Consider the following 26459-nt stretch of genomic DNA (forward strand, 5'->3'; position numbering starts at 1 on the left):
GTGTCGTGTATTCCCGTAGGGTTTTTCGCATGCGCGCCGACCGGTTGGTCTCGCTGGTGCTGCTGCTGCGCCGGCACGGTCGGCTGTCCGCGCCCGCGCTGGCCCGCGAACTGGAGGTGTCCATCCGAACCGTGCTGCGCGACATCGAGGCGCTGTCCGCAGCAGGCGTCCCGGTCTACGCCGAACGTGGCCGGCACGGTGGCTTCGCATTGTTGCCCGGTTTCCAGACCGAGCTGACCGGACTGAACCACGACGAGGCACTTGCCCTGCTGGTCGCCGGATCACGGCGCGGCGCACAGGCATTCGGCCTCGGCTCGGCGCTCACTTCGGCCATGCGCAAGGTGGTCGACGCGCTACCCGAAAGCCATCGGGCCACCGCGGCCGGCGCGGCCCAGCGACTGCTCATCGACCCGGAGATCGACCTCCTCGCACGCCGGCTGGTCGATGAAGAGGCGCCCGACACCGTAGTGACCGAGGTACGGCGCGCGGTCTTCGCCGGACGCAAGCTGCGCATCCACTACGCGGCTGTGAACCAGACCCCGAAGTGGCGCACGGTGGACCCGATCGGTCTGGTCACCGTCCGCGACCAGGTCTACTTGCTGGCCACGAGGTCCGGTGCGGACCGCACCTACCGGCTGTCCCGAGTGTTGGCCGCCGAGGCGCTCCCCGAACCGGCCCAGCGACCGGACCTGGTCGATCTGGACCGGGCCTGGCAGGAACGCAGCACGCGCTTTCGAACCGGCGGCGACCAAGTCACCGTGCTGGTACGGGTGAACCCCGCGCAGCGGCAGGACCTGGTGGACACCGCGCTGACCGTCCGCACCGAAGAAACCAACGCAGACGGCTGGCTGCGGCTGGAGATGACCTTCCAAGATCCGAAACACGCCGAATGGGCACTGTGGCAACTCGCCACGAACGCGGAAGCCCTTGCCCCGCAATGGTTGCGCGACTCTTTGCACAACCGTGCCGCCGCGATCGCCGCCAGCTACGGAGTGTCACCGTGCCGAACGAATAGAGGAGGTCGTGGTGGCTGAGAAGCTCACCGGCAAGATCTGTGTCATCAACGGGGCCGCCAGTCTGATCGGCCGGGCCGTCGCCGATCGGTTTGCGCGTGAGGGCGCGGTGGTGGTCGGCGTGGACAAAGTCGACCACTCGGTCGGCGAGCAGGTAGTGCACGCCGATCTCACAGACGAATCCGTAGTCGAAGCAACCTTGCCAGCGACGATGCCGGGTTCATCACAGGCGCCGCCATTCCGCTCGATGGTGGCATCACCGAGGCCTTCACTGTCCCGGAATGAGTTCCGGCGAAAGCTGAAACGCTATACGTTGAAACGGAATTCGACTACGTCCCCATCGCTCATGACGTAGTCCTTGCCTTCCATGCGGACCTTGCCCGCGGCCTTGGCGGCGGCCATGGAACCGGCGGCGATGAGGTCGTCGTAGGCGACTACTTCTGCCTTGATGAAGCCGCGTTCGAAGTCGGTGTGGATTACACCGGCGGCTTTGGGGGCGGTGTCGCCCTGGTGGATTGTCCAGGCGCGGGCCTCTTTCGGACCCGCGGTGAGGTAGGTCTGCAGGCCCAGGGTGTGGAAGCCGGTGCGGGCCAAGGCGTGCAGGCCGGGTTCGGTCTGGCCGATGGATTCGAGGAGCTCGAGGGCGGATTCGTCGTCGAGTTCGAGGAGCTCGGCTTCGACCTTGGCGTCGAGGAAGACCGAATCCGCCGGTGCGACAGCGGCTTTCAGCTCGGCAACCTTCGCCTCGTCGGTGAGCACCGACTCGTCGGCATTGAAGACGTAGAGGAACGGCTTGGTGGTGAGCAGCGAAAGTTCTTTCAGCAGTTCGCCGTCCAGTTGAGCGCGAGCGGAGAAGAGGGTTTTACCGCTGTCGAGAACTTCCTGGGCGGCCTTGGCCGCGTCGAGCAGCGGCTTGCGGTCCTTTTTGACCTTGGCTTCCTTCTCCAGCCGCGGAATCGCCTTCTCCAGGGTCTGCATATCGGCGATGATCAGCTCGGTTTCGATCACCTCGATATCGGCGAGCGGGTCGACGCGCCCGTCGACGTGCACCACATCATCGTCGGCGAAGACCCGCACCACCTGACAGATGGCATCGGCCTCGCGGATATTGGCGAGGAACTTGTTGCCGAGTCCAGCGCCCTCGGATGCGCCCTTCACGATGCCCGCGATGTCGACGAACGACACCGTGGCGGGCAGGATGCGCTGGGAGCCGAAGATCTCGGCCAGCTTGTCCAGTCGCGGGTCGGGCAGCGGAACCACCCCGACGTTCGGCTCGATGGTCGCGAACGGATAGTTCGCGGCCAGCACGTCGTTCTTGGTCAGCGCATTGAACAGCGTCGACTTTCCGACGTTGGGCAGGCCGACGATTCCGAGGGTGAGACTCACGAGGAACAGAGTCTACGCGGCAGGACACAACCCTTTCGCGGCGGCCGCGCGAGCGGACTTCGCAGGACTCGCTCTCATTCGTTACGCACCCCGACGCATGCTGAATGCGTCAGGGAATCAGGATCACCTTGCCGAGGTTCGAGCGGTTCTCGATGACGGCGTGGGCCTCGGCGGCGTCTTCCAGCGGGAATTCCGCGTGGACGACCGGGTGGAGTAGACCGGATGCGAAGTACTGCCAGAGTTCTTGGCGCCAGTGTTCGTACAGGTCCGGGGAGTTGCGGGCGATGCGGGCCATTTGGAAGCCGACAACTGATTTCGCGCCGACGAGCAGGTCGTAGGCCTGGATGGTGCCGCCGCCCGAGCTGTATGCGACGAGTCGGCCGCCGGGGGCCAGGGCCGCGATGGCCGGGGTGAGGAGCTCGCCGCCGACGGCGTCGAGGACGTAGTCGACGGGCTCGCCCCAGGATTCCTGGTCGTAGGCGACGACTTCGTCAGCGCCGAGGCCGCGGAGAAAGTCGGCCTTGGCGAGGTCGGAGACCGCCGCTACCACGCGCGAAGCACCGCGCACTCGCGCCAATTGCAGGGCAAGGTGGCCGACACCGCTGGCGGCGGCCGTGATCAGGGCAGACTCGTCCGGCTTGGGATTCGCGGCATCGAGCGCACCGAGTGCAACCAAACCGCTGCGGACCAGCGCGACCGCATCGACGGCTGAAGCGCCGTCGGGAATCGGCGAGGCCATCGCGGCGGAGAGCAACGCGTAGTCGGCATAACCGTGGCCGAAGACCAGACCGGTGACGCGGTAGCCGGGCATACAGCTGGTCACGCCCTCTCCGACCGCGACCACCTCGCCCGCAACCTCGCCACCCAGCGCGATCGGCTCCCGCGGCTCACGCACCTTGCGAACCACCGGCAGTGTCACACCAACCGCTTCGACCCGGACCAGCAGTTCCCCGGGGCCCGGCGTCGGCACCTCGGCCGACGCCACCTCGAGTACCTCCGGACCACCGCTGCGCTGGTATTGCACCCGCCGCATCACACCTCCAAAAATCCTTAGGAGCGGTAAAGGTAGCCCGACGCTGCGACATCCCCCACCTATTTACCGCGCCGAGTGCGATATCTCACCGCCGCAGCCGTCCAGGTGAGAGGCGCTACTCGTCGGATGATCCGAGCCCGCGCACGAGCGTCCAGGCCAGGCTGTCGGCGAACTCGTCCGGGGCGGCAGTCGCATCGGGACCCTCCTCGTAGAACCGCAGAAAGGCCTGGTGGAAGCAGGTGCCGTCGAGGAGCGCAGCTGCGGTTTCGACATCGGCTTCGGGACCGAGTCGGCCGAGTTGCTGTTCGGCACTCAGATAAGCAGCGATTCCGGCGATGGCGTGGCCGGGACCTGCACCGTGCCGACGCATCGAATCGCGATGTGCCGCCATGCGTTTGGGTTGTGCGAGCAGTCCGCCGAGGAGGGGCAGGGACTGATGGTAGAAGGTCAGGGCGGCACGGGCGAGGGCGGCGAGGTTGGCTTCGATCGTGGCCGAACCCGGTTCGGGTAGAGGCGCGGCGGGTCCGGGCATGCGGTGTCGGAGGACGTTCAGGATCAGGTCCTCTTTATCGCTGAAGTGCTTGTAGAGCGCGGCCTCGGAGTAGCCCGCCGCCTTGGCGATCTCCTTGGTCGTCGCCTCGACGACACCACGGTTGCGCATGATTTCCGCCGCGGCGTCGAGAATCTGGTCACGCGTGCCCATGCGGCCTCCCGGTTGACAGGTTAGTAAGTACTCACCCATCCTAGGTTAGTAAATACTCACCAACCTGAAGGGATCGCCATGCGACTCACGATCTTCGGAGCGACCGGCCGCACCGGCGGCCACCTCGTGCGCCAGGCACTCGCCACCGGACATGAGGTGACCGCGGTTGTGCGCGGTCAGCACCCACTCGCGGATCACCCACGACTGCGCGTGATCAAGGCCGACGTCATGAATCCCGATGACATCGAGACGGCCATCCGAAGCGCGGATGCCGTGCTCGACACCATCGGGTCACGGGACAAGGGCCCGACGACGGTCGCCACCGATGCCGCACTGGCCATCACCGAGGCCATGGCATCGGTGGCCGTACGGCGATTGATTCTGATCAGCAATAGCGCGAGAATCGCTGGGCCGGGCGACGATTGGTGCACCCGCTTCGTGGTGAAGCCGCTCATTCTGCGTCCGCTGCTGCGGCACAGCCTCGACGATATGGCCGCTGCCGAGCAGGCGACGCGGGACACCGAACTGGATTGGACCATCGTGCGAGCACCGCAGCTCACCGACCGTCCAGCGAAGGGTTCCTACCGAACCGCGGTCGATCGCAACGTGACGTTCGGCATCCGGATCAGCCGCGAGGACCTGGCCACCTGCCTGCTCGAGCTTGCGGCGGATCCGCGGTCGATCCACCACCACATCAACGTCGCCGGCTGACTCGCCTTGCGATAGCCGATCGGCGGCGTAGCGTTCCGGGTATGGAGCCGACCACCGAAGTGGTGACGGCACGTCCGGCACCCGCGCTCGCGGCGTTCATCGATGGGTACCTCGGGTATCGACTGAGCGGGTTCGCGCCCGGATTGCATCGGGGGCCGCCGTCGCGCCATATGACGTTCATCGTGTCGATCGGGCCGAGCATCGACGTTGTGGCACAGACGGATTCGCGGCAGTCGCCGCAGGATTACCGGTGTGTGCTGAGTGGGTTGCAGGCGAGTTCGGCGGTTATCTCGCACAACGGTTATCAGGAGGGGATCGGGATCGAGTTGACGCCGCTCGGGAGCCGGGCCCTGTTCGGGATGCCCGCGAGTGCGCTGTGGAACACCTCGGTGGAATGTGCTGAGGTGGCGGGGCCGGTCGGGCGGCAGCTGTGGGAGGAATTGCAGGAGCTGTCGTCCTGGCCGGAGCGGTTCGCCGCCTGCGATCGGGTATTGACCAGGCTGGCCTGTCACGATCGCCTGGTGGCGCCCGAATTGACTTGGGCCTGGCGCACTTTGGTCGAATCCGACGGTGCGGCGCAGATCGGCCCGCTCGCCGAGGAGATCGGTTGGAGCCGTCAACATCTGGCCCGACGCTTCGGCGCCGAGTTCGGACTCGGTCCCAAACTCGCCGCTCGGATCGCCCGCTTCGAACGCGCCAGGCGGATGATCGGACACACGCCGTCCTATGTGACGATCGCGCAGGTGGCCGCGACCTGCGGATATTACGACCAGGCCCACCTCGACCGCGACTTCGCGGAACTCGCCGGTTGCAGCCCGACCGCATGGCTCGCGGAGGAGATTCCATCTGTCCAAGACCCGGAGGGGTCCGGCGGGTGAGGCTGAATCCATGACAACACCAACGGATTCACCGCAGACCACAGCAACTCGCACCGCCGTATGGCCGTGCCTCAATTTCACCGACGCTCGCGCGGCGGTGGCCTTCCTGACCAGCACGTTCGGCTTCCAGGAGGTCGCGCTCTACGCGAGGGAGGACGATCCGTCGTTCATCGAGCACGGCCAACTGCGCTGGCCGCTCGGCGGCGGAATCATGTTCAGTTCCATCGGCAAGGGCGACAACCCGTTCTGTGAGCGCGGGCCGGGCACCGATTCGATCTACCTCGTCTGCGAGGAACCCGACGCCCTGCACGACCGCGCGGTCGCGGCGGGCGCGGAGGTGGTGCGCGGCCTGCGCGATGAGGACTACGGTTCGCGCGGCTTCACCGTCCGTGATCCGGAAGGCAACCTCTGGAGCTTCGGCACCTATTGGGGCGAGTAATAGCGACGGCCGCCGTCAGCGCGGCCGTCAACGCCCGCCTAGACCCGATGCCGCGATACCGCGCACGAACGCCCGCTGCGCGATCGCGTAGACGACCACCAGCGGCAGCAGGATGACCACCGCGGCGGCCATGAGAATCGGCCATTGCGTGTGGTACTGGCCTTGCAGCCGCACCAAACCCAATGTGGCGGTGGCGATGTCGTTGCGCTGGATCATGATCAGCGGCCACAGGAAGTCGTTCCAGACCGTGATCCAGGTCAGCACCCCCAGCACCATGAGCCCAGGACGAGTGTGCGGCAACAAGACTCGCCAGAACACCTGCCAGGTGGTGCACCCGTCGACGATCGCTGCTTCCTCTAGTTCGGCGGGCAAGGTTCGGAAGAACTGGCGCATCAGATAGGTGCCGAATGCGCTGCCGAACAGGCCGGGGACGATCATCGCCCACGGTGTGTCCACCCAGCCGAAGGCGCGCATGATCAGGAATTGCGGAATCACGGTAACCGTCAACGGCACCATCAGCGTGCCGAGGTAGGCGAGGAAAAGTACATCGCGTCCGCGAAATCGCAAGCGCGCGAACGCATATCCGGCCAGGGAACAGAAGAAGACCTGCCCCGCCGTGACACACAACGCATAGAACGCGGTATTGAGCAGCATCCGCCCCAGCGGCAGCAGGTCGAAGACCTTCCCGTAGTTGGACCACTGCGGACGCGCGGGAACCAGTGTCGGCTCGGTGATCTCGCCATCGCGCTTCAACGAACCCGACAATGCCCACAAAATCGGAAACAGCGCACACCAAGCGACACCGACTAGCGCCACGTAGATCAGGACGCCACGTACCGTCCGGCGCAGAATGGCCCGCTCCACCCGGCTGGTACTGCACGCCCGCACACCGATCCGCATCGGAAGCGACCGAACCGCCTCGTACGCATTCACAATTCCACCTCCGCCCGGCGCGCGAATCGCAGCTGCAATAGCGTCAGCACCAGCAGAATCGCGAAAATCACCCAGGCCAGCGCCGCCGCATAGCCGACCTCGTAGAACCCGAAGGCGTTCTGGAACAACATGATTCCGAGCAGATAGGTCCCGGTCTCCGGCCCGCCGTTGCCGCCGGTCAAGGCATAGGCCTGATCGAAGGCCTGCACCGAGTTGATGATGGTGATGACGAAGACGAACGACAGTGGCCCGCGAATCAACGGCAGTGTCACCGACCAGAATCGCCGCAGCGCTCCCGCGCCATCGATGCGCGCCGCCTCGTACAGCGTCTCGGGCACGCCCTGCATCGCTGCCAGCAGGATGACAGTCGCGAAAGGCACGCTCTTCCATACGGTCACGATGCTCAGTGAGACCAGCGCCCAGTCCGGGTCGGTCAGCCACGGCACCGGATCGATGCCGACCCAGCCGAGCATGATGTTGAGCAGCCCGTCATCGGTGGTGAAGATGAAGCGCCACACCACCGCCATGGCCACGGTCGAGGCGACCAGCGGCAAGAATGCAATGGTCCGGAAGATGCCGATACCGGCCAACTTTCGATTGAGCACCGCCGCAACCGCGAGCCCGATCACCACCGTCGGCACCAGCGTCAACAGGGTGAACACCGCGGTATTGCGTAATGCGATGAGGAACAACGGATCCGACACGAACAGCCGCCGATAGTTCGATATCCCCACGAACCGTGGCGCACTGAACAAGTCCCACGAGTGCAGACTCAGATACAACGAAACTCCGAGCGGAAGCAGCAAGAATACCAGCACAGCCGCCAGATTCGGCGCCACGAAAACCCAGCCCGCCCGCTCACGCCGCCGCTCGAGCCGCCCTCGCTCGTGGGGCGCACGCATCCGGCTACCGATCAGTTTCATGGGGATTCCAGAAGGGTATTGATATCGGCTGTCAGGGACGCGCTCACCGATTCAGCGGTTGCGGCACCGCGTAGCACTCGGTTGCCACCGCGCTCGAGCAGCGCGGAAACCTTGCCCCACACCGGAGTAACCGGCAGCGGCCGCGAATTCTCCGGACCCTCCGTGAACACCTGGAGGTTGCGTATCTCGCGATGCGCGTCCGCGAATCCGGCAGAGCCCATTGCGGATTTCAGCACCGGCACGAAGAGTCCGGAGGCGGCGATAATGGCCTGTCCCACCGGCCCGGTCGCGAATTTCACGAATTCCCAAGCTTGTTCGATGCGCGGACTATCCGCGGCAATCGATAACCCCGTGCTCCCCACATCCGTAATCGCCCCCGGGCCACCATGCGGGCCGACCGGCAACACCGTGACATCGATGGGCAAACCATCCTGTCCGGCGAACTCGGAATACAGCCAATGCCCACCCATCGCCATCGCCGCACGTCCACGACGGAACAGGTCCGGCGCCGAAACCGACTGCTGGTCGGCAACTTTCGGCGCAACTCGGTGGCGAACCGCGAGATCGGCATAGAACTGAAACCCCTCGGCGAACCGTGGATCACCGAGATTGGTCCTGGTCGGATCCACCGACGGCGAGAACCACTCCGCCCCATTGTTCATACCGAAACACGCGGCCGAGAAATACGGCACCCAGGCGTCGGCAAATCCCCACTGCCGGTTCCGCTCGGATGACTCATGCCGCGTGAGTGCCCTCGCGGCATCGAGGAATTCGGTGAAGGACCAGGCATCCCGCCACCGGGTCGGCGCAGTCACTCCGGCTTCGGCGAACAACTCCCGGTTGTAGTAGAGAAACACCCCCGACCACTGTTCCGGCAGCGCGTACTGCCCACCGCCGTAGGCGAAGGTGTCGTAGAGCGCCGGATAACTATCGGCACGCAGTGCGGCAGCGTATTCGGGCTCCCGATCGAGCAGCGTGCGCAGATCCAGCAGCACCCCGCGTTCGGCGAGTCCGGCATAAAGCAACTCCCACGCCATCATGACGTCGGGACATTTGCCGCCCGCACAGTAGGTCAGCATCTGCTGCAGCGGATCCGGCCCGGACATGATGGTGCGGATCCGGATCTCCGGATGCCGCCGCCGGAACTCGTCGATGATCTTCAGCCGGACCCGCGCCTCCTCCGGCCTGGCCTGAAAGAAGAAAGTCAGCGCGTCGTCATCGGATCCGCAGCCGGTGGTGGCGAGCAGCGGCGCGGCCAGCACCGAACCGAGCAGCGTGCGCCTGCGCAACGAGGCCCTCCTCCAGGCGGGTGTGGAGCTTGGCGGAATCGCATGGCAGCATACGTTCGGCAACACCGACGTGATGGCCGACACACGAACAAAACTTAACGTTGTCCAAAGCCGATCGGAAACGAGCCCGATCGACATCATCAATCGGATACGTTGTCAGATGTTTGAGCAGGATCCTGCGCGTTTTTTCAGGAGAGTAAGCGGATGGCGACAATCGAATATTTGCGGACGGATCCCGATCTGCCGCCCGTCGGGGTGGTCGATCACTCCCCGATCACGCCACGGAAGAAGGCGATCTTCGGGGCGATCGCGGTCGTCGGAGCGATAGCATGGGCCGTCCTCGCCATCTCCCGCGGTGAGAACGTGAACGCGGTGTGGATCGTGATCGCGGCTATCTGTTCCTATGTGACCGCCTACCAGTTCTACGCCAGACTGATCGAATACCGGATCACCAAGCCGCGCGACGATGTGGCCACGCCCGCTGAGGAATTGGAGAACGGCAAGGACTACATGCCGATGGACCGGCGGGTGCTCTTCGGGCACCACTTCGCCGCCATCGCGGGCGCCGGTCCACTCGTCGGACCGGTGCTGGCCGCGCAGATGGGTTATCTGCCGGGCACCATCTGGATCATCGTCGGCGTTGTCCTCGCCGGCGCGGTGCAGGACTACCTGGTGCTGTGGGCCTCGTCGAAGCGCCGTGGGCGCAGCCTCGGGCAGATGGCCCGCGACGAACTCGGACCGATCGGCGGTGTCGCCGCGATCATTGCCGTGCTGGTGATCATGATGATCCTGCTCGCGGTGCTCGGCATCGTGGTCGTGCAGGCGCTGGCGGCGGTCAAGGGTCCGGACGGCGCATTGCACGGCGGCAGCCCGTGGGGTGTGTTCTCCATCGGCATGACCATCCCGATCGCCCTGTTCATGGGCCTGTACCTGCGCTTCGTGCGACCGGGCCGGGTCGGCGAGGTATCGGTCATCGGCTTCGCACTGCTGCTGTTCGTGATCATCTCCGGCCGTTGGGTTTCCGAATCCGGTTGGGGCCGTGACCTGTTCACGCTGTCCGGCACCACCATCGCCTGGCTGCTGATCGTCTACGGTTTCATCGCCTCGGTACTGCCGGTGTGGTTGCTGCTCGCACCGCGCGATTACCTGTCGACGTTCATGAAGATCGGCACCATCGGCCTGCTCGCGCTCGGGATCGTGTTCACCATGCCGGTGCTGCAGGCGCCGGCGGTGTCGCAGTTCGCGCACAACAGCAACGGTCCGTCCTTCGCGGGCAGCCTCTTCCCGTTCCTTTTCATCACCATCGCATGTGGGGCGCTGTCCGGATTCCATGCCTTGGTTTCCTCCGGCACCACGCCCAAACTGCTGGAGAAGCAGTCGCATGCGCGGATGATCGGCTACGGCGGCATGCTGATGGAGTCGTTCGTCGCGATCATGGCGATGATCACCGCCAGCATCATCGACCAGCACCTGTACTTCGCCATGAACGCAGGCGCGGGTCTCACCGGCGGTACCGCCGAGAAGGCCGCCGCCTACACCAATTCCCTTGGTCTGAGCGGTGATCCGATCACCGCGGGTGAGTTGACCCAGACCGCGAAGGATGTCGGCGAGACCAGTGTCATCTCGCGCACCGGTGGCGCGCCGACGCTGGCGATCGGTATGTCCCAGGTGATGTCCGGATTCCTCGGAGGCTCCGGGCTGAAGGCGTTCTGGTACCACTTCGCGATCATGTTCGAGGCGCTGTTCATCCTCACCACCATCGACGCCGGTACCCGCGTCGCACGCTTCATGCTCTCGGATTCGCTCGGTAATCTCGGCGGTCCGGCGAAGAAGTTCAAGGATCCGTCGTGGCGGCCCGGTGCGTGGCTGTGCTCGGCCGTTGTGGTCGCGGCCTGGGGTTCGGTGCTGCTGATGGGTGTCACCGATCCGCTCGGCGGCATCTACACGCTCTACCCGCTGTTCGGCATCTCCAACCAGCTGCTGGCCGCGATCGCGCTCACCGTCGTGCTGACCATTCTGATCAAGAAGGGTCTGGTGAAGTGGGCGTGGATTCCCGCGCTGCCGCTGATCTGGGATCTGATCGTGACGATGACGGCGTCCTGGCAGAAGATCTTCTCCGCCGATCCGAAGATCGGCTACTGGAAGCAGCACGATAACTACAGTGCCGCCCGCGATGCCGGAAAGTTGTTGGCACCGGCCAAGACTGCCGACGATATGGACAAGGTCGTGCGCAACACGTTCATCCAGGGCACGCTGTCGATCATCTTCGCGGTGCTGGTGTTGGTCGTCGCGGTGGTCGGTGTGGTGGTCTGCTTGCGTGCCTGGCGGGCGGGCGGCGGACCGAGCAGTGAGACGCCGGACGAACCGTCGAAGATCTTCGCGCCGCGCGGCTTCATCGCCACCGCGGAAGAGAAAGCGGTGCAGAAGGAATGGGATGCCCTGATCGAATCGGGGCAGGTCCGGGCACCTGGCGCCGCCCATACCAAGGGCGCGACGGTGGAAACACCAGCACATTGACCGCAGCAGCGCAGCCGAATGACGGCCGGTCACCTCGACCGGCCGTCATTCGGCGTCTGCGGGTGGCCGGAAGTGCCGGTGCGGCAAAGGTTCGCGCATTCGGTTCATGGTTCAATGCGGTGCTCGGCGGCCAGGATTACCAGCGCTATGTGGACCATCTGCAGCGCAATCACCCCGGTTGCGAGATTCCGTCGGAGCGCGAGTATTGGCGGCGGCGGCATGCGGATGCGGATAACAATCCGCAGAATCGTTGTTGCTGAACGAGCCGACTATTCGATGGTCAACTGAGCTTCGCCACGCTCGTGATCCAATAGCCAGCGCTTGACCGGCAGCCCCCAACGGAACCCGCCGAGCGCTCCCCCGATGCGCAGAACCCGGTGGCACGGCACGAAAAGCGCCGCGGCATTGCGGGCGCAGGCATTGGCGGCGGCGCGGGTGGCGTCGGGACGGCCGGAGATGGCAGCGTATTCGGTATAGGTGACCGGATCGCCCGCCGGGATTTTGCGCAGCACTTCCCATGCGTGCATGAGGAATTCGCCGGATTGCTGACGCACCTCGATCGCGTCGATCGCGGACAACTCGCCGCGATGGTAGGCAGTGACCGCGCGGGTCACCTCGCCGAGGTCGGTACGCCCGCGTAGCTCGCTCGGCCGCAGACTCGGGTGGATCAACTGCCGCAAGATCTCGGCGTCGTCGGTCCAGCCGGAGGCGAGTACGGCACCGTCCGCATCGACAAGTGCGGTGAACGGACCGATCGGAGTATCGGAGGTCGCGAAATCGGTTGTCACGATCGGGTTTTCGCTTTCGGTGCGGCGACGGCCTGCGTCGCGGTTGCTTTCGGCGGTGTGGCCTTGCGACCGGCGAGCGCGGCCTTCCATAGGTGCATGGATAGATACGAACGCCACGGGGCCCAGCGCGCGGTATCGGTGAGATCGACCCCGAGGAGGGTGGCGCCTTGGCGGACAACGAGATCGGTGTCGAGCAGCACATCCGGATCGGCGAGCAGCCGCATGGTCACATAGTCGGCGGTCCACGGTCCGACCCCTTCCAGTGCCAACAAGTCGCGGCGCAGGTCGGTGGCGGTGCGGCCCTGGTGCAGCACCAGATCACCGGAGGCGAGAGCCGAGGCCACGCCGATAATCGAGCGGATCCGCCGCGCCGGGCCGGTCAATACCTCGGCCCCGCGTTCGGCGATCGCGGCCGGTGTCGGGAACAGCCGCGCGACCGGTCCGTCGATCGGCTCGCCGAGCGCCTCGACCAGTCGAGCGGTGTGGGTCGCGGCGGCGGATACCGAAATCTGCTGACCGATCATGGTGCGCAGCAATAACTCTGGACCATCGAGTGCGCCGGGCACTCGGATACCGGGAGTGAACGGCGGGCGGGCTCGGCCGCGGTTGGCGGTGGCCGCACCGACATTGAAGGGATGGTCGGCCGGTGCCGCACCGGCGTCCGGGAGGTCTCGTCCCGACGTCTCGATGACCTCGGTATCGGCGGGCACCACGCCGAGCGCCTCATCGATGCCGACCGGATCCGCGTCCAGGTCCAGCAGGTGCCGCAGTCGTGCGACGGTCGGTGCGAGGTCGCGCATATCGTGCAGGGAAAGTTCGGCGCGCACGTGATCGCGTTGGAAACTCAGCCGCGTAGTCGCATGTCCGTGCGGGGTGCGCAGGCTCCGGGTGTAGGCACGGTCCTCCCATAGCTCCATGCCCGGCACGACGTGCGAGGAGAGGAACCATTCGAGCCAGCCGCGGTCCAGCGGCTCACGGAAAGGCAGCCGCAGCGTCAACGATCCATTGGTGGCGGGCACCAGGTGGCTGCCGGAGCGGGTCACCCGCTGCGCCTCGGTGCGCATGGTGGTCGGACTGACCGCGAATACCTCGCGGACGGTGTCGTTGAACTGGCGAATGCTGGCGAATCCGGCCGCGAAGGCGATATCGGACATCGGCATATTGGTGGTCTGGATCAGCAGCCGCGCGGTATGCGCGCGATGCGCCCTGGCCAGCGCCAGCGGACCGGCGCCCAGTTCGGTGGTGAGCACCCGGGTCACCTGGCGCTGCGAATAGCCCAGCGTGGCGGCCAGTGCGGGCACGCCGCCGCGCTCGATGACGCCGTCGCCGATGAGTCGCATCGCCCGTGCGGCCAGATCGGCGCGGGTATTCCACAGCGGCGAGCCAGGGGCGGCATCGGGCAGGCAGCGGCGGCAGGCCCGGTATCCGGCCTGCTGTGCGGCGGCGGCCGTCGGCAGGAATGTCACATTCGTTGGCTTCGGCGTAATCGCTGGGCAAGAAGGGCGGCAATAGATTCCGGTAGTTCGCACCGCGGTGAAGAACTGGCCGTCGAATCGGGAGTCCCGGGTCGATACCGCCCGATAGCAGCGTTCGAAATCCAAAGCCGTGATCGTCACCCAATCCACAATGGCAGTAACCCACACCTGACGCTAGCGGAAATCCGCCACAAATCCCGGTGGCACCCGCGGACGAGACCGACCGGAACAGAAAGCCGTGGGCACGAATTGTCGAGCAGCACAACGGAATGTAGCCCTGAGCGTTCGCAAGATTTGGGCCAGAATATCGGGATATGGGCCGAATTACGAGGGCGGGCGCATGGTTGGCGTCGGAGACCGCATCGCGGTCCGGTACACGCTGCGGGAGCTGTTCAAGCTCGGCGGCGAGGGCATGGCCTGGCGGGCGACGGATGCGGACCTCGGCCGCGACGTAGTGCTCAAATGTCCGCGCCCGGACGATCCGGACAGCGCCCGGCGGCAACCGAACGATGGCCGTGAGCTTGACCGCTACCGGTCCGACCAGCGGTGTTCTCACGCTTGCCACGCAATGATCGGCACGTGCGGTCAGGCCACGGTGGTGCGGAGTTGGGAGCCCGCTCGACCGCGGATGACGTGTAGGCGGCTCGGAATACGCTGGCGCATTTCGTCGACGTGGCTGACCACACCGACCACGCGCCCGCCCGCGCGCAGTTCGTCGAGAACGCCCATGACCGCGTCGAGGGTGTCGGCATCGAGTCCGCCGAAACCCTCGTCGATGAAGATGGTGTCGAGCACCACGCCGCCGGATTCGGCCGCCACGGTGTCGGCGAGTCCGAGGGCCAATGACAGTGCGGCCATGAAGGATTCGCCGCCGGACAGGGTTTTGGCGGGGCGGACGGCGCCGGTGTAGTCGTCGCGAATATCGAGGCCGAGCCCGCCGCGACGGCCGCGCGGGCCCGCCTTGTCCGAGTGCACGAATTCGTAGCGACCGCCCGACATTCGGCGCAGACGAACCGAACCCGCCAGTGCCACCTCCTCCAGCCGGGCGGCAAGTACGTAGGAGCGCAACGACATTCGACGGTTGTTCTCGCCCCGGCCCGCGACGACCTCCGCGAGTGCGGCCAGTTCCTCGTGGGCGCGCTGTACCGGGGCGATCCGATCGACCGCGGCCCACAGCTGACCACCCAAATCCTCCAGCAGGTTCACCCGCCGAGTGGCCTCCGCCTGCGCGGCGACGGCCGCGTTCAGCTGGGTCTGCGCGGCGGCCACGGCGGACTCCAACTCCTCGAGATCGCCGGGCTCGGTCGAGGCGGCGGCTTGGATCTCCGGCTCGGCCAGGACTGCCTCGGCATGCGCACGAGCTCGGTCCGCCGCGACCAATTCCGCTTCGATCTCGTTCTGCCGCTGCGCAGTTCGCGAGGCGGCGGTGACTACTCGCGCGTATGCCGTCAACAAAGCCACGTCATCGCGCGGTTGCGTGCCATCTTCGGCTGACCTCGAACCGACTGCACCCCCAGTGGTCACCGCATTGTCGACGCGCCTCTCGGTCGAATTGGAGACCGCGTCAGCACCATCGGCATCGGCATCGGCATCGGCATCGGTGACCGCATTACCGGCGGCCGCGCCGCGTGGATCGGCGACCTGCGAAGCATTCGAACCAGCCGCCCGACCGGGCGTTGCCCCCGGTCCGGTTGCGACGGAGTTCTCAGCCTGCTCGATGACGAAGCCTGCTGCCAGCGCAAGACTTTCGACCCGGTCGGCGATCACGGTGACCTGCTCGATTGCCGCCGACTCGTCATTGCGTGCGTCGCGGAGGGCAGTGGCGTCGCCGATCAGGGTGTCGAGTCGGGTGCGGCGGCGGTCGATGGTTTCGTCGGCGCCCGCAGCGGTGCGCAGGCGGTCGGTGAGTTCGGTGAGGCGCGCGGTGGCTGCGGCGATGCGGGTGGTGACGGTGCTGCGGCGGGTGTCGGATTCGCGGAGCTCGTCGTGCAGGCGCGATTCGTCGGTGCGCAGGCGGGACAGTTCGGCGGTGAGGCTGTCGGAGAGGGTGGCGAGTTCGGCGGCGTCTTCGTAGCGGTCGGTCGCGGCGCGCAGGGCGGCGGCCAGTTCGACGCGGTCGGCATCGCCGCCGCGGGCGATCAGCGCGTCGATTTCGCGTTCCAGATCGGTGATTCGGGCCAGCACCCGGTCGCGGGCGTCCTCGGCCGCGCGCTCGGCGGCGGCCGCCGCGTCCTCGGCGTCCTTCGATACCGCGCCGGCGGCGGCGCGAGCCGGTGCCGGATGGTCGGCCGAGCCGCACACCGTGCACGGCTCCCCGTCGAGCAGTTGCCCGGCGAGTTCGGCAGCCATACCGGCCAGCCTGCGCTCGCGCAGGTCGAGTACGCGTTCCTTGGCATCGAGGTGCGCCGCGCGAGCCGACTCCAATTCGATCCGGGCGTGATCGAGAGTCGTTCTGCGACCGGCGAGGTCGACCGCCGCCATCGCCGCGGCCTGCAGACGTTCGCATTCGGCGGTCAAGATGGGCAGTTCGGCCGCGGCCTCGGTGGTTTCGCGCAGCCGGGCCTCGATGGTGGCGATCGATTCGGGCAGTTGCCGACGCATTCGGGTCAGCTTGTCCACGCGGCGGGTGAGTGCGGTGTCCTCATCGCGCAGCGTGGCCAGTTCGGAGGTGAGCCGGGTGGCGGTGGTCGCATCGGCGCTCACCTCGTCGAGCGCGCCGATTTGGGCACTCCACCGTCGAATGGCCGCATCGACATCCGCATCGGCGACGACGATCGGCTTTCCGTCCGGCCCGCGTTCGACCGTGATCAGGTCATTACCCGCGACATCCGCGCCAGCGGGTTCGGCGAGCAGTGCGGCCAATCGTGCTGCGATGCGGTGGGTTTCGTCCGACTTGCGCCTGGCGTGCATTACCGCGGCGCGGGCCGCATCGATGGCCTCGGCGACCGGGGCGGCACGGCGGGCCGATTCGAGTTCGACCTGCAGCTCGGCGCGGCGGTCGGCGGCGGCCGCGTATTCGTCGAGCCGCTCGCGGGCCGCGGTCATGCGGCGGCGCAGTTCGTGCAGGCGGCGTTGCTCCTCGGCACGGGACCTGATGCGCGCCGATTCCTGTTGGCACCGTTCGGCTTCCGCCGCGGTCGTGGTGAGTGCCGCACGCGCGGTCGCGAGCAGATCTTGCGACCAGCCGACGGCCTCCAGAGGCCCGACGGTTTCGGCCGCCGTCTCCCCCGCCGCCACCGCGACCTGTGCGATCAACCGATCGATGCCTTGCTTGCGCGACTCCACGTCCGCGGTCGAGGCCCGGCGCTTGTCTGCCAACCACTGCTCGGCACTGCCGAAACGTTCGGTATCGAAGAGCTTTTCGAGAAGCTTCTCGCGCTCCTCGTTCTCCGCGCGCAGAAATCGCGCGAAATCACCCTGGGGCAACAGCACGACTTGGAAGAACTGGTCCGCGCTCATGCCGAGCAGGCGGATGATCTCGTCGCCGATATCGGTCAGGCGAGCGAGGTTCGCGCCGCGCCCGTCCAACCATTCCAGCGTCGCTGCGGCATTCTCTTTGACCCAGCCGCTTTTGGCCCGTTTGCTCGGCCGCTGGAATTCCGGCGAGCGCGTCAACCGCACTCGTCGCCCGCCCAGCGTCGCCTCCAGCACGACCTGGGGCGGCGTCTGCTCGTCGGCGTGATCGGAATGCAGGCGCTTACTCTCGCCACGTGCGCCGGGCACGCTGCCGTACAACGCGAATGCGATCGCATCCAGCACCGTCGTCTTTCCGGCTCCGGTCTGCCCGTGCAGCAGAAACAGCCCGTCCGCGCCGAGCGCGTCGAAGTCGACAACCGTGGTCTCGGCGAACGGGCCGAATGCGGTCATCTCCAGCCGGTGCAGCCTCATTCAGCACCCCTGTCGAGTGCGGTCGACGTCGCGGGCACCGCGCGCAGCGCCCTCCGGTGAACCCGGGAGCATCCACTGAGCCGGCTGGAAGAACCCACGCTCGAGACAGAGCTGTTGCGGTATCCAATGCCACGAAGGGTGTTCGGCATGCCTGGCACGGATTCTCTGAAGCGGTATCCGCTGGTGACCGGTCTCAGCTGGCCACGACGGCCGCTCATGCGGACAGTTCCCCGGCAAGCGTGACCGCTGCGGGCACCTCCCGGTCGGGTTCGCGTATCGCCGCGGCGAGTGCCCGTTCCAGCCAGGCCATTTCACCCGGGGTGGGTTCGCCGCGGACGTCGGTGAGGAAGCTCTGCGCTACTTCGGTGTCGCGGCGACCGTGCACGCGTTCACGGTAGCGCAGTTCCGGGTTGCCTTCCGGGCGCGACCATTCCACGTGCACCGCATGCGGGAAGCGTTCGCGCAGTTTGCGCATAGCGTCGACGGGACGGGCGTAGTCGGTCAGCGTCGCCGAGACGTAGTGCCCCTCGGCCTCGGAATAAGCTGCATCGCTGAGCAATTCGTCGAGCGTACCGCTGAGACGACTCAAGCCGCGCACGAGCGGAAGGTCGCGGCGCTGCACCGAACGCAGGCCGGTGGCGTCCAGGTCGACCAGCCATACCGCCTTGCGATGCGAGGTCTCGGAGAACGAATACGGCAGCGGGGAACCGGAATAGCGCACCGATTCCGAGAGCGTCTGCGGTGAATGCAGATGCCCGAGCGCCACATAGTCGATGCCGTCGAATGCCGACAGCGGCACCGTCTCCACGCCGCCGACCGAAATCGAACGCTCGGAACCGGTCGCCTCGCCACCGACCACGAAGGCGTGGGCGAGTACCACGGTGCGGGTGCCGGGACGCTCGGCGATATCGGCCCGGATTCGGCACATTGCCGCGTCCAGGATCTCCGCATGCGAACGTGCTTGCGGCACACCGAGTTCGGCGCGAGTGATTTCCGGCTCGAGATACGGGATGCCGTAAAAGGCGATCGCGCCGTGCTCGTCGGACAACAGCACCGGCTGATCGGCAGCGGCGACCGTCGTGCGCAAATGCAGCCCGCCCGCCGCCGCGAAACTCGCACCGGCACCGAGCCGCGTCGGTGAATCGTGATTGCCGGAGGTCGCGACGATCTGCGCCCCGGCCGCGCGGATGGCCTCGAATCCCTGGATACACACCGCGATCGCGTCTGCGCTCGGAATGGATCGGTCGTACACGTCCCCCGGCAGTACGACGACGTCAACGGATTCCGCGGCCACCAATTCGGCAATGGCCGCGAGCGCGGCGGCCTGATCGGCGAGCAGATCGACCCCATGGAATGTGCGCCCGATGTGCCAGTCCGAGGTGTGCAGCATCCGCATGCCGCGAAACCGTAGGCGATCGCACCGACACACTCAACAATTTGGCTGTGTCTAATGGCCGCGCCTCGGGCGCGGCGTGTTCGCGGCCCCCTGGTGTCTCGCGTCCGAGCCGTCGAGACTCGCGCCTGCGGCGCATGCGCTTCGACGGCTCGGACGCGAGACGGGCCGCGAACGGTCGCTCGTAAGACTCGCTCCGTTGTGGTCGGCGATGCGTGGACGCACGACCCGAACGCCCTGTTTGCTGCTTGCGGCTAGGTGACCTGCTGCCTGGTACGAATCCGCGGCTCCAGGCATTCGTCGACGAACTGCTGTCCGATAGCTCGCGGGTTTCGAACTTGTCGGTGCCATGGGGCACTATCTGTGCTATGACCGCACCGATGCTCGTCGCACTGATGCTGGTGTTCGCCGCTGGGGTAGGGCTCGGCTGGCTCGGGCACGCCGCGCGCGCCGGGCAGCGCGCGACGGCCGCGGAGGCGAGACTGGCCGCGGCCACCGACAATGAGCGGCTACTGCGGCAATCGCTCACCGCGGCGAATGAGGATGCGGCACGCCGACATTCGCACGCCATCGGTGCGATGGTGGATCCGCTGCGCGAGGCCGTCGGCACGCTGAACCAGCACATCCAGCAGGTCGAACATCACCGGATCAACGCGTATTCGAGTCTGCGCGAACAGGTCGCGGGGATGCAGCGCACGTCACATCAGCTCACCAGCCAAACAAGTCAGCTTGTCGCCGCACTGCGCGCACCGCAGGTGCGCGGTCGCTGGGGCGAAATCCAATTGGAGCGGGTGGTGGAACTGGCGGGTATGACCCGGCACTGCGATTTCGACACCCAGGTGAGCCGGGCGGCGCGCAGCGACGGGGCTACCGAACGCACCGGCATGGTGCGGCCGGACCTTGTGGTCAATCTCGCAGGCGGCAGGCAGATCGTGGTCGACGCCAAGGTGCCGTTCACCGCCTACCTCGACGCCACCATGACCGACGATCCGGACGAGCGCGCCGAACTGCTCGGCCGCCATGCCAAACATCTGCGTGCCCATATCGATCAGCTGGCCGATAAGGCCTATTGGCTGGCCTTCGATCCCGCGCCGGAGTTCGTGGTGCTGTTCGTGCCGGGCGACCCATTCCTCGATGCCGCACTCACCACCGATTCCGGCTTGCTCGAGTACGCGTTCGGCCGCAACGTGATCCTCGCTACTCCGACGACTTTGATCGCGTTGCTGCGTACGGTCGCCTTCGGCTGGCGGCAGGAAGCACTGTCCCGCGATATGGCTACCGTTCAGCAACTGGGTCGCGAGCTCTACAACCGGCTCGGCATGACCGGCCGACATCTGGACCGCCTCGGCGCGCAACTCGGTAAGGCCGTAGACGCTTTCAACTACACCGTCGCCTCGGTCGAGTCGCGGGTGATGGTCACCGCCCGCAAACTCCACGATCTTGAAATAGCCGAGCAGGAGGTGCCGGCAATCCATCGGGTCGATTCATTGCCGCGGGCGGTCGGCTTCGCCGACGCCGGCGATTAGCCCTGCGACGGCCGTGCCGTAACGCCGCCGAGCGCGGCGGCAGTTAGTGTCATGGGGTGGCTGCTTCCCAACGTGTGCGAACCCGGGTGCCCGCGCCGCATCGTTCGATCCTGCCCTCGGTGCCGGGGATTCCGGCCGGGGCGGCGGTTCTGATCGCGGTGGCGTGCACGTTTTTGGGGTTCCTGATCGATGCCCACGGCGAGAATAACGAGCTGACCGCGACGTTCAACACGTTATACGTCCTCGGCTGCGTCGCGGCGGTGCTCGCCGTTCGCTATCGCGGGCTCTTCACGGCGATGGTGCTGCCACCACTGTTGCTGTTCGTCGCGGTGCCGCTGGCTTATCAGCAGCTCACCGATGGCGCTTCGACCGGCCTCAAGGACATCCTGCTGAATCTGGCGATCCCGCTGGTGAACCGGTTCCCGATCATGGCGCTGGCCACCGTGCTGGTGCTGGCGATCGGCGCCGGGCGGATCCTGCTGCACAGGCGTGAGGAAGCCGCCGGCCGCGCCGACGAACCCCGTCGCGGCACCAGTTGGGGCCGCGGCAACGCAGGCAAACGCACCAGGTCGGAGCGCGCCGGCGGCAGCTCGCTCGCCGAAGCCGCGCGCCGCCGCACCCGCCGTCCCCAGGTCGATACCTCCGACCTCGATACTGATCTGCATCTGCCGCGACCGAGTCGGCGCGGTAGTTCGGAAGTAGCGGACACCCCGCCGCGCGTCGGCGGCGCAAAGAGCGCACGGGGTGACGAACGCCCGAGCCGCGAGCGCCGATCGAGCGCCCGCCCCGCCACGGCAGCGGCCCGCAACGAGGGCGAGCCGACCCGGGCCGTACGACCCGCTGCGGCAGCGGCCCGGAGCGAGGGCGAACCGACCCGGGCCGTACGACCCGCCGCGGCAACCCCTCGGGCCGATGGAGATTCGGGCCGGGCGGCAGCGACCAGGCGGCGCGGTGAAGCCCCACCGCCACACCCGCAGCCCAATGTCCGCTACCGCGAACGTGATTCGAGCCGCACTGAGCGCCGTCGACCGGAAAACCTCTAGCCGGGCGACTGCTCGACAGCAGCGACCGTCACGCGCGACAGCGGCCACGCGCAGCTCGACGACGCGAACCGGGCAGCACCCAGCGTTGTGGCGCGCCCTGGAAATCCTTGGCGCAGCTCAGTGACGCGACGTCCGCAGCTCCCTCGGCAGTGCGAATACCAACGTCTCATTGGCGGTGGTCACCGGCTGCACCTCACCGAACCCGTGCTCCGCCAACATATCCAGCACACCGCGCACCAGGATGTCGGGCACGGACGCACCCGAGGTGATGCCGACCGTGCGCACACCTGCCAGCCACGCCGGGTCGACCTCGCGGGCGTAGTCCACCAGGTAGGAGGCCTTCGCGCCCGCGCCGAGCGCGACCTCGACCAGGCGCACCGAATTCGACGAATTGCGCGAGCCGACCACGATCACCAGGTCGCATTCCGGCGCCATCGCCTTGACCGCCACCTGACGGTTCTGGGTGGCGTAGCAGATGTCATCGCTCGGCGGATCCTGCAGTCCGGGGAAACGCTGGCGCAGCCGCTGCACCGTCTCCATGGTCTCGTCGACGCTGAGCGTGGTCTGGGAGAGCCAGATCACCTTGGACTCGTCGCGCACGGTGACCCGGTCGACCGCATCCGGACCGTCGACGAGCTGCACGTGCTCGGGGGCCTCCCCCGCGGTGCCCTCGACCTCCTCGTGCCCCTCGTGACCGATCAGCAGAATGTCGTAGTCGTCGCGGGCGAAGCGCTTGGCCTCCTGATGCACCTTGGTCACCAGCGGGCAGGTGGCATCGATCGTGCGCAGATTGCGCGCCGCCGCCGACTCGTGCACCGCGGGTGAGACACCGTGCGCGGAGAATACGACCAGCGCACCATCGGGCACCTCGTCGGTCTCGTCGACGAAGATCACACCCTGCTCACGCAGCGTCTCCACCACATGGCGGTTGTGCACGATCTCCTTGCGCACGTAGATCGGGGCGCCGTGCTTCTCGAGCGCCTTCTCCACCGTCTCGACCGCGCGGTCCACGCCGGCGCAGTAGCCACGCGGTTCGGCTAGCAGCACACGCTTACCACCGTCGGCATCGGCGGATCCGGAACCCGCCGTGCTGGCGATTCCGACGTTCAAAGGGATGGCCGAAGACATGCCCCTCAGCTTACGTGCGGCCGAGGAGTGCTGGACGGCCGGTCACGTCGTTCTCGACACACTCGCACCGGGCGAAAAAAGCGCGGAATGATGCAGACCCCCGGCGCGCGTGGTCAGGCCCGGAGGAGGCAGCCTGCCTAACCACGCAGGGCCCCGCGCGCGCCAAAGTAGATTCCGTGTCTGTGACACCAGTGCTTTGCATAACATCCCGTATCGGGCAGGCTAGGAGCATGTTTCGACCACCGTTCCTGGCCCGGGTCGCCGCTGGCGCGGCCGTATACGCCATCGAAGAAACCCGTCGGCTACCCACTGCCGCAATGAATTTCCCGATCACCGCGATCAGCCAGATGCTGCAGACCACCATGCACGTCCAGCAGTTCGTGACCAGCCTCGCCCTCAAGGGCGACAGCGTATTCGACCGTCTCACGAACGCCCCCGTCGAACAGCCCGACTGGGCCACCTTCGACGAGGACACCGAGCCGGAGTTCACCGCTCCCGCCCGCACCAGCAGTTTCGACCTGTACGACGACGAACCGGCCGACTTCGCCGCCGATGCCGCCCGCGCCGGTGAAACCAATGGTCACGCCGCCCCGGTCCAGACCATCGCCGTCCCGGAGACCGAGGTTTCCGCGGTACCGGAACCCCAGCCCGAGCCCGAGCCCGAACCAGAGGTCGTCGAGCCCGAGGTGGCCACCCGCTACGACTACGCCAGTATGACCCTGGCCCAGTTGCGCGCCCGCCTGCGCATGCTGACCGTCGAGGATCTGAACGCCCTGCTCGAGTACGAACAGCAGACGCGTGCCAGGGCGCCGTTCGTGACCATGCTGACGAACCGGATCGCCACCGTGCGGGCCCAGTGAGTTCAGATTCGATGGGGGGTGGTGGCCGGGAGACGAGTGGGCCCGAACCCACGTCTTCGTCGACGGTTGGCCGGGAATCCGCCGGCCGACCCGACCGAGCGGCTCCCGCCAACTCCGCCGAACAGCCGTGGCCGGTGCGATCGGTGGCCATCAAGGTCGCGCAGTGGATCGATCGGCTCGGCAGCATCTGGGTGGAAGGCCAGATCACCCAGATCAATCTGCGTCCCGGCACCAGCACCGCATTCCTGGTGTTGCGCGATACCGCCGCCGATATGTCGCTGTCGGTGACCTGTCATCCGGATCTCATCCGCCGCTCCGCCGTGCCGCTGCAAGAGGGCAGCCGGGTGGTGGTGTACGGCAAACTCGCGTACTTCACCGGACGCGGCACGATTTCGTTGCGCGCCATGGAGATTCGCCCGGTCGGCATCGGTGAACTGCTGGCCCGCATCGAACGGTTGAAGGCACTGCTCGCCACGGAGGGGCTGTTCGATCCCCGGCTGAAACGGCCGATCCCGTTCCTGCCCAAGACAATCGGACTGATCACCGGCCGAGCAAGCGCCGCCGAGCGCGATGTCCTGAGCGTGGCCCGAAATCGTTGGCCCGCAGTGCGTTTCGAGATACGCAATACCGCGGTGCAGGGCCCGACCGCGGTGCCGCAGATGGTGCAGGCGCTCGCCGGACTCGATCGCGATCCGGCAGTCGAGGTCATCGTGCTGGCCCGCGGTGGCGGCAGTGTCGAGGATCTGCTGCCTTTCTCCGATGAGACGCTGTGCCGCGCGATCGTCGCCGCGACCACGCCGATCGTCAGTGCGATCGGTCACGAACCCGATAACCCACTGTGCGATCTGGTCGCCGATCTGCGCGCCGCCACCCCCACCGACGCCGCCAAGCGCATCGTGCCCGACGCGGCCGCCGAACTCGCCGGGGTCCGCGATATGCGCGCCCGCGCCGCCGCCGCACTGCGCGGCTGGGTCGACCGCGAAACCAGGGCGCTGGCCCAGTTGCGTTCCCGGCCGGTGCTGGCGGATCCGCTGCGTGAACTCGACCGCCGCTATGGCGAGATCGAACGCCTGCGCACCGCCGCTCGCCGCACCGCCGACCAGCTGATCAGCACCGAAACCACCGCGACCCGGCACCTGCGGGAGAAACTCACCGCGGTGGGACCGGCCGCGACGCTGGCCCGTGGCTACGCTGTCGTGCAGCGCGTCAGCGGTAAGGAGCGGCATGTGGTCCGCTCGATCGAGGACGCGCCCGCGGGTAGTCAGCTGCGGATCCGGGTCGCCGATGGTGCAATCTCCGCCGCCGCGCTGGGCAGCCAAGCATTGGGCAAGACCGACACAGGGAGGAACTGACCTTGGCCGACCCCGGCAAGGACGACGAGCTGGCCGAGATCTCCACCTTCGGCTACGAACGTGCCCGCGACGAGCTGGTCAACGTCGTCAAGATGCTCGAACAGGGCGGCCTCGACCTGGACGAATCCCTCGCACTGTGGGAGCGCGGGGAGGCGCTGGCCACCCGCTGCGAGGAACATCTGGCGGGCGCGCGTCAGCGGGTCGAAAACGCCCTCTCCCGCACCGACCTCGAAACCGACGAATGACCATCCGCCGCGCCACCCCCGATATCCACACCGAGGACATGGCGGCCAGCCGCGAGTTCTACCGGCGGCTCGGCTTCGAAGAGGCCATGGACCTCGGCTGGGTGGTGACGATGGCATCCCCGACCAACCCGACCGCGCAGGTCCTGCTGGTCGGCCCGGAGGCCGAGCGGCCGCAACCGGATATCAGCGTCGAGGTCGAGGATGTGGACGCCGTGCACGCGGAGTTGGTCGCGGCGAATGCGGACATCGTCTATCCGCTGCGTGATGAGCAGTGGGGCGTGCGCCGGTTCTTCGTTCGCGATCCCAGCGGCACCATCGTCAACGTGGTCAGCCACCGCTGACTAACGCTGGAGCGGCTGAGCTGCGCCGATGGCCGCGGCCAACGTCGTGAACGCAGCATGGTTGCCTGCGCCGGTGATGAGTACTCGGGACTGGCCGAAGTCTGCGATCCACGCCGTCTCGGAACCCTGTTCGGCGTAGACGACCCACTTCTGGTCGCCGACCTGCTCGGTGCCGGTGCCGTAGCGGGAGCCGAGCACGAAGCGCGAAAGCGCCTCTTCGGTCGCGCTGCTCTGGCTCATCCGCATGTACGTGCCCTGCGGTGTGATGAAACCAACAGTGCTGACCGGCCCGCCGCCGGTGGTGGTGATCGTGTCGCGGCTACCGGAGTTCGGAGTCCAATGTTCGGGCAGGGTCGGATTGCGGATCGGGAAGGGCATGGTCTTCGCGTCGTTGGCCAGTGCCGCCGTCACGTCGAAGTGCGGAATCTGCCCCTCTGTCGGTCCTTTCCCCGCGAAGCTGCACTGGCTGGCGAGCCCGGCGAAGACCACGGCGATCAGCACCAACGGGATCAGTGACCAGAACAGATCCGGGTAGTCGTTGAGAATGCGTGGTTTTTGGTACGACACGTTCCCAGTATCCACGCCCGGTCTGGCA

24 protein-coding genes are annotated in these 26459 nt (G+C 66.7%); 12 read left to right on the forward strand and 12 right to left on the reverse strand.

Annotated elements, in window-relative coordinates; genetic code table 11:
• Positions 1-29 precede the first annotated feature (29 nt).
• Positions 30-1034, forward strand: coding sequence for a helix-turn-helix transcriptional regulator (locus tag ACFYOW_RS41215; RefSeq protein ID WP_387296089.1), 1005 nt, complete (start codon positions 30-32; stop codon positions 1032-1034).
• A 285-nt stretch (positions 1035-1319) separates the two neighbouring features.
• Here the strand turns inward: ACFYOW_RS41215 and ychF are convergent, their stop codons facing one another.
• The 3 genes from ychF to ACFYOW_RS41230 all read right to left on the reverse strand — a co-directional run bounded on the left by ychF (position 1320) and on the right by ACFYOW_RS41230 (position 4135).
• A complete protein-coding gene (gene ychF, locus ACFYOW_RS41220) occupies positions 1320-2399 on the reverse strand; it encodes a redox-regulated ATPase YchF (protein ID WP_387296091.1) in 1080 nt (359 codons plus the stop codon).
• Between the two features lie 109 nt (positions 2400-2508).
• On the reverse strand, positions 2509-3432 hold the full coding sequence (locus ACFYOW_RS41225) for a zinc-binding alcohol dehydrogenase family protein (protein ID WP_387296093.1): 924 nt from the start codon (positions 3430-3432) through the stop codon (positions 2509-2511).
• 115 nt (positions 3433-3547) lie between these two features.
• On the reverse strand, positions 3548-4135 hold the full coding sequence (locus tag ACFYOW_RS41230) for a TetR/AcrR family transcriptional regulator (RefSeq protein ID WP_387296095.1): 588 nt from the start codon (positions 4133-4135) through the stop codon (positions 3548-3550).
• Positions 4136-4213: 78 nt separating this feature from the next.
• On the opposite strand from ACFYOW_RS41230, the gene ACFYOW_RS41235 reads away from it, so the two are divergent.
• The 3 genes from ACFYOW_RS41235 to ACFYOW_RS41245 are packed head-to-tail and all read left to right on the forward strand — an operon-like array spanning position 4214 to position 6163.
• Complete coding sequence (locus tag ACFYOW_RS41235) at positions 4214-4846, forward strand: NAD(P)-dependent oxidoreductase (RefSeq protein WP_387296097.1); 633 nt, start codon at positions 4214-4216, stop codon at positions 4844-4846.
• Between the two features lie 41 nt (positions 4847-4887).
• Positions 4888-5724, forward strand: a complete 837-nt coding sequence (locus ACFYOW_RS41240) for a helix-turn-helix domain-containing protein (RefSeq protein WP_387296099.1) — start codon at positions 4888-4890, stop codon at positions 5722-5724.
• A 10-nt stretch (positions 5725-5734) separates the two neighbouring features.
• On the forward strand, positions 5735-6163 hold the full coding sequence (locus tag ACFYOW_RS41245) for a VOC family protein (RefSeq protein WP_387296101.1): 429 nt from the start codon (positions 5735-5737) through the stop codon (positions 6161-6163).
• A gap of 27 nt (positions 6164-6190) precedes the next feature.
• Here ACFYOW_RS41245 and ACFYOW_RS41250 read toward each other — a convergent pair whose 3' ends face one another.
• From ACFYOW_RS41250 to ACFYOW_RS41260, 3 genes are read right to left on the reverse strand one after another with little or no spacing between them, the layout of a single operon-like run.
• Positions 6191-7063, reverse strand: a complete 873-nt coding sequence (locus ACFYOW_RS41250) for a carbohydrate ABC transporter permease (RefSeq protein WP_387296273.1) — start codon at positions 7061-7063, stop codon at positions 6191-6193.
• 29 nt (positions 7064-7092) lie between these two features.
• On the reverse strand, positions 7093-8019 hold the full coding sequence (locus ACFYOW_RS41255; RefSeq protein ID WP_387296103.1) for a carbohydrate ABC transporter permease: 927 nt from the start codon (positions 8017-8019) through the stop codon (positions 7093-7095).
• Positions 8016-9308 (reverse strand): ABC transporter substrate-binding protein, encoded by a 1293-nt coding sequence (locus tag ACFYOW_RS41260; RefSeq protein ID WP_387296105.1) that lies wholly within the window; start codon positions 9306-9308, stop codon positions 8016-8018. The genes ACFYOW_RS41255 and ACFYOW_RS41260 overlap by 4 nt, the downstream gene beginning before the upstream one ends.
• A gap of 204 nt (positions 9309-9512) precedes the next feature.
• Here ACFYOW_RS41260 and ACFYOW_RS41265 point away from each other — a divergent pair, with 204 nt between their 5' ends.
• Both ACFYOW_RS41265 and ACFYOW_RS41270 read left to right on the forward strand, forming a co-directional pair.
• Positions 9513-11825: a carbon starvation CstA family protein gene (locus ACFYOW_RS41265; protein WP_387296107.1), complete on the forward strand. Its 2313-nt coding sequence runs from the start codon at positions 9513-9515 to the stop codon at positions 11823-11825.
• Positions 11822-12085 carry a YbdD/YjiX family protein gene (locus ACFYOW_RS41270; protein ID WP_387296109.1) on the forward strand — a complete coding sequence of 88 codons (264 nt, stop codon included), beginning with the start codon at positions 11822-11824 and terminating at the stop codon, positions 12083-12085. Before ACFYOW_RS41265 ends, ACFYOW_RS41270 begins: the two co-directional genes overlap by 4 nt.
• Before the next feature lie 9 nt (positions 12086-12094).
• Here ACFYOW_RS41270 and ACFYOW_RS41275 read toward each other — a convergent pair whose 3' ends face one another.
• The 4 genes from ACFYOW_RS41275 to ACFYOW_RS41290 form a co-directional block, all read right to left on the reverse strand.
• Complete coding sequence (locus tag ACFYOW_RS41275; protein WP_387296111.1) at positions 12095-12613, reverse strand: methylated-DNA--[protein]-cysteine S-methyltransferase; 519 nt, start codon at positions 12611-12613, stop codon at positions 12095-12097.
• On the reverse strand, positions 12610-14238 hold the full coding sequence (locus ACFYOW_RS41280) for a DNA-3-methyladenine glycosylase 2 family protein (protein ID WP_387296275.1): 1629 nt from the start codon (positions 14236-14238) through the stop codon (positions 12610-12612). The genes ACFYOW_RS41275 and ACFYOW_RS41280 overlap by 4 nt, the downstream gene beginning before the upstream one ends.
• A 435-nt stretch (positions 14239-14673) precedes the next feature.
• Complete coding sequence (locus tag ACFYOW_RS41285; RefSeq protein ID WP_387296113.1) at positions 14674-17976, reverse strand: AAA family ATPase; 3303 nt, start codon at positions 17974-17976, stop codon at positions 14674-14676.
• Between the two features lie 214 nt (positions 17977-18190).
• Entirely contained in the window at positions 18191-19372 is a 1182-nt protein-coding gene (locus ACFYOW_RS41290) for an exonuclease SbcCD subunit D (RefSeq protein ID WP_387296115.1), read from the reverse strand.
• 365 nt (positions 19373-19737) lie between these two features.
• Between ACFYOW_RS41290 and ACFYOW_RS41295 the strand changes: the two genes are divergently transcribed.
• Together ACFYOW_RS41295 and ACFYOW_RS41300 are read left to right on the forward strand one after the other, a co-directional pair.
• Positions 19738-20895: a DNA recombination protein RmuC gene (locus ACFYOW_RS41295; protein ID WP_387296117.1), complete on the forward strand. Its 1158-nt coding sequence runs from the start codon at positions 19738-19740 to the stop codon at positions 20893-20895.
• Positions 20896-20951: 56 nt separating this feature from the next.
• A complete protein-coding gene (locus tag ACFYOW_RS41300) occupies positions 20952-21938 on the forward strand; it encodes a DUF6542 domain-containing protein (protein WP_387296119.1) in 987 nt (328 codons plus the stop codon).
• A 117-nt stretch (positions 21939-22055) separates the two neighbouring features.
• Here the strand turns inward: ACFYOW_RS41300 and ACFYOW_RS41305 are convergent, their stop codons facing one another.
• Positions 22056-23066: a 4-hydroxy-3-methylbut-2-enyl diphosphate reductase gene (locus ACFYOW_RS41305; protein WP_387296121.1), complete on the reverse strand. Its 1011-nt coding sequence runs from the start codon at positions 23064-23066 to the stop codon at positions 22056-22058.
• 230 nt (positions 23067-23296) lie between these two features.
• Between ACFYOW_RS41305 and ACFYOW_RS41310 the strand changes: the two genes are divergently transcribed.
• From ACFYOW_RS41310 to ACFYOW_RS41325, 4 genes are read left to right on the forward strand one after another with little or no spacing between them, the layout of a single operon-like run.
• On the forward strand, positions 23297-23926 hold the full coding sequence (locus tag ACFYOW_RS41310; RefSeq protein ID WP_387296123.1) for a lipid droplet-associated protein: 630 nt from the start codon (positions 23297-23299) through the stop codon (positions 23924-23926).
• A gap of 11 nt (positions 23927-23937) precedes the next feature.
• Positions 23938-25278, forward strand: coding sequence for an exodeoxyribonuclease VII large subunit (gene xseA, locus ACFYOW_RS41315; protein ID WP_387296277.1), 1341 nt, complete (start codon positions 23938-23940; stop codon positions 25276-25278).
• 2 nt (positions 25279-25280) lie between these two features.
• A complete protein-coding gene (locus ACFYOW_RS41320; RefSeq protein WP_040695202.1) occupies positions 25281-25523 on the forward strand; it encodes an exodeoxyribonuclease VII small subunit in 243 nt (80 codons plus the stop codon).
• Positions 25520-25864 (forward strand): VOC family protein, encoded by a 345-nt coding sequence (locus ACFYOW_RS41325; RefSeq protein WP_387296125.1) that lies wholly within the window; start codon positions 25520-25522, stop codon positions 25862-25864. Before ACFYOW_RS41320 ends, ACFYOW_RS41325 begins: the two co-directional genes overlap by 4 nt.
• Here ACFYOW_RS41325 and ACFYOW_RS41330 read toward each other — a convergent pair whose 3' ends face one another.
• On the reverse strand, positions 25865-26431 hold the full coding sequence (locus tag ACFYOW_RS41330; RefSeq protein WP_387296127.1) for a DUF4245 domain-containing protein: 567 nt from the start codon (positions 26429-26431) through the stop codon (positions 25865-25867). It abuts the gene before it with no gap.
• Between the last annotated feature and the right edge of the window lie 28 nt (positions 26432-26459).

This window comes from Nocardia sp. NPDC006982, from assembly GCF_042869435.1.
Lineage (GTDB): Bacteria > Actinomycetota > Actinomycetes > Mycobacteriales > Mycobacteriaceae > Nocardia.

Coding starts and splice junctions, on each gene's coding strand:
- ACFYOW_RS41215 (WP_387296089.1), top strand. CDS start 30: ATGCGCGCCGACCGGTTGGTCTCGCTGGTGCTGCTGCTGCGCCGGCAC.
- ACFYOW_RS41225 (WP_387296093.1), bottom strand. CDS start 3,432: ATGCGGCGGGTGCAATACCAGCGCAGCGGTGGTCCGGAGGTACTCGAG.
- ACFYOW_RS41230 (WP_387296095.1), bottom strand. CDS start 4,135: ATGGGCACGCGTGACCAGATTCTCGACGCCGCGGCGGAAATCATGCGC.
- ACFYOW_RS41235 (WP_387296097.1), top strand. CDS start 4,214: ATGCGACTCACGATCTTCGGAGCGACCGGCCGCACCGGCGGCCACCTC.
- ACFYOW_RS41240 (WP_387296099.1), top strand. CDS start 4,888: ATGGAGCCGACCACCGAAGTGGTGACGGCACGTCCGGCACCCGCGCTC.
- ACFYOW_RS41245 (WP_387296101.1), top strand. CDS start 5,735: ATGACAACACCAACGGATTCACCGCAGACCACAGCAACTCGCACCGCC.
- ACFYOW_RS41250 (WP_387296273.1), bottom strand. CDS start 7,063: ATGCGGATCGGTGTGCGGGCGTGCAGTACCAGCCGGGTGGAGCGGGCC.
- ACFYOW_RS41255 (WP_387296103.1), bottom strand. CDS start 8,019: ATGAAACTGATCGGTAGCCGGATGCGTGCGCCCCACGAGCGAGGGCGG.
- ACFYOW_RS41265 (WP_387296107.1), top strand. CDS start 9,513: ATGGCGACAATCGAATATTTGCGGACGGATCCCGATCTGCCGCCCGTC.
- ACFYOW_RS41285 (WP_387296113.1), bottom strand. CDS start 17,976: ATGAGGCTGCACCGGCTGGAGATGACCGCATTCGGCCCGTTCGCCGAG.
- ACFYOW_RS41290 (WP_387296115.1), bottom strand. CDS start 19,372: ATGCGGATGCTGCACACCTCGGACTGGCACATCGGGCGCACATTCCAT.
- ACFYOW_RS41295 (WP_387296117.1), top strand. CDS start 19,738: ATGACCGCACCGATGCTCGTCGCACTGATGCTGGTGTTCGCCGCTGGG.
- ACFYOW_RS41305 (WP_387296121.1), bottom strand. CDS start 23,066: ATGTCTTCGGCCATCCCTTTGAACGTCGGAATCGCCAGCACGGCGGGT.
- ACFYOW_RS41310 (WP_387296123.1), top strand. CDS start 23,297: ATGTTTCGACCACCGTTCCTGGCCCGGGTCGCCGCTGGCGCGGCCGTA.
- xseA (WP_387296277.1), top strand. CDS start 23,938: ATGGGGGGTGGTGGCCGGGAGACGAGTGGGCCCGAACCCACGTCTTCG.
- ACFYOW_RS41325 (WP_387296125.1), top strand. CDS start 25,520: ATGACCATCCGCCGCGCCACCCCCGATATCCACACCGAGGACATGGCG.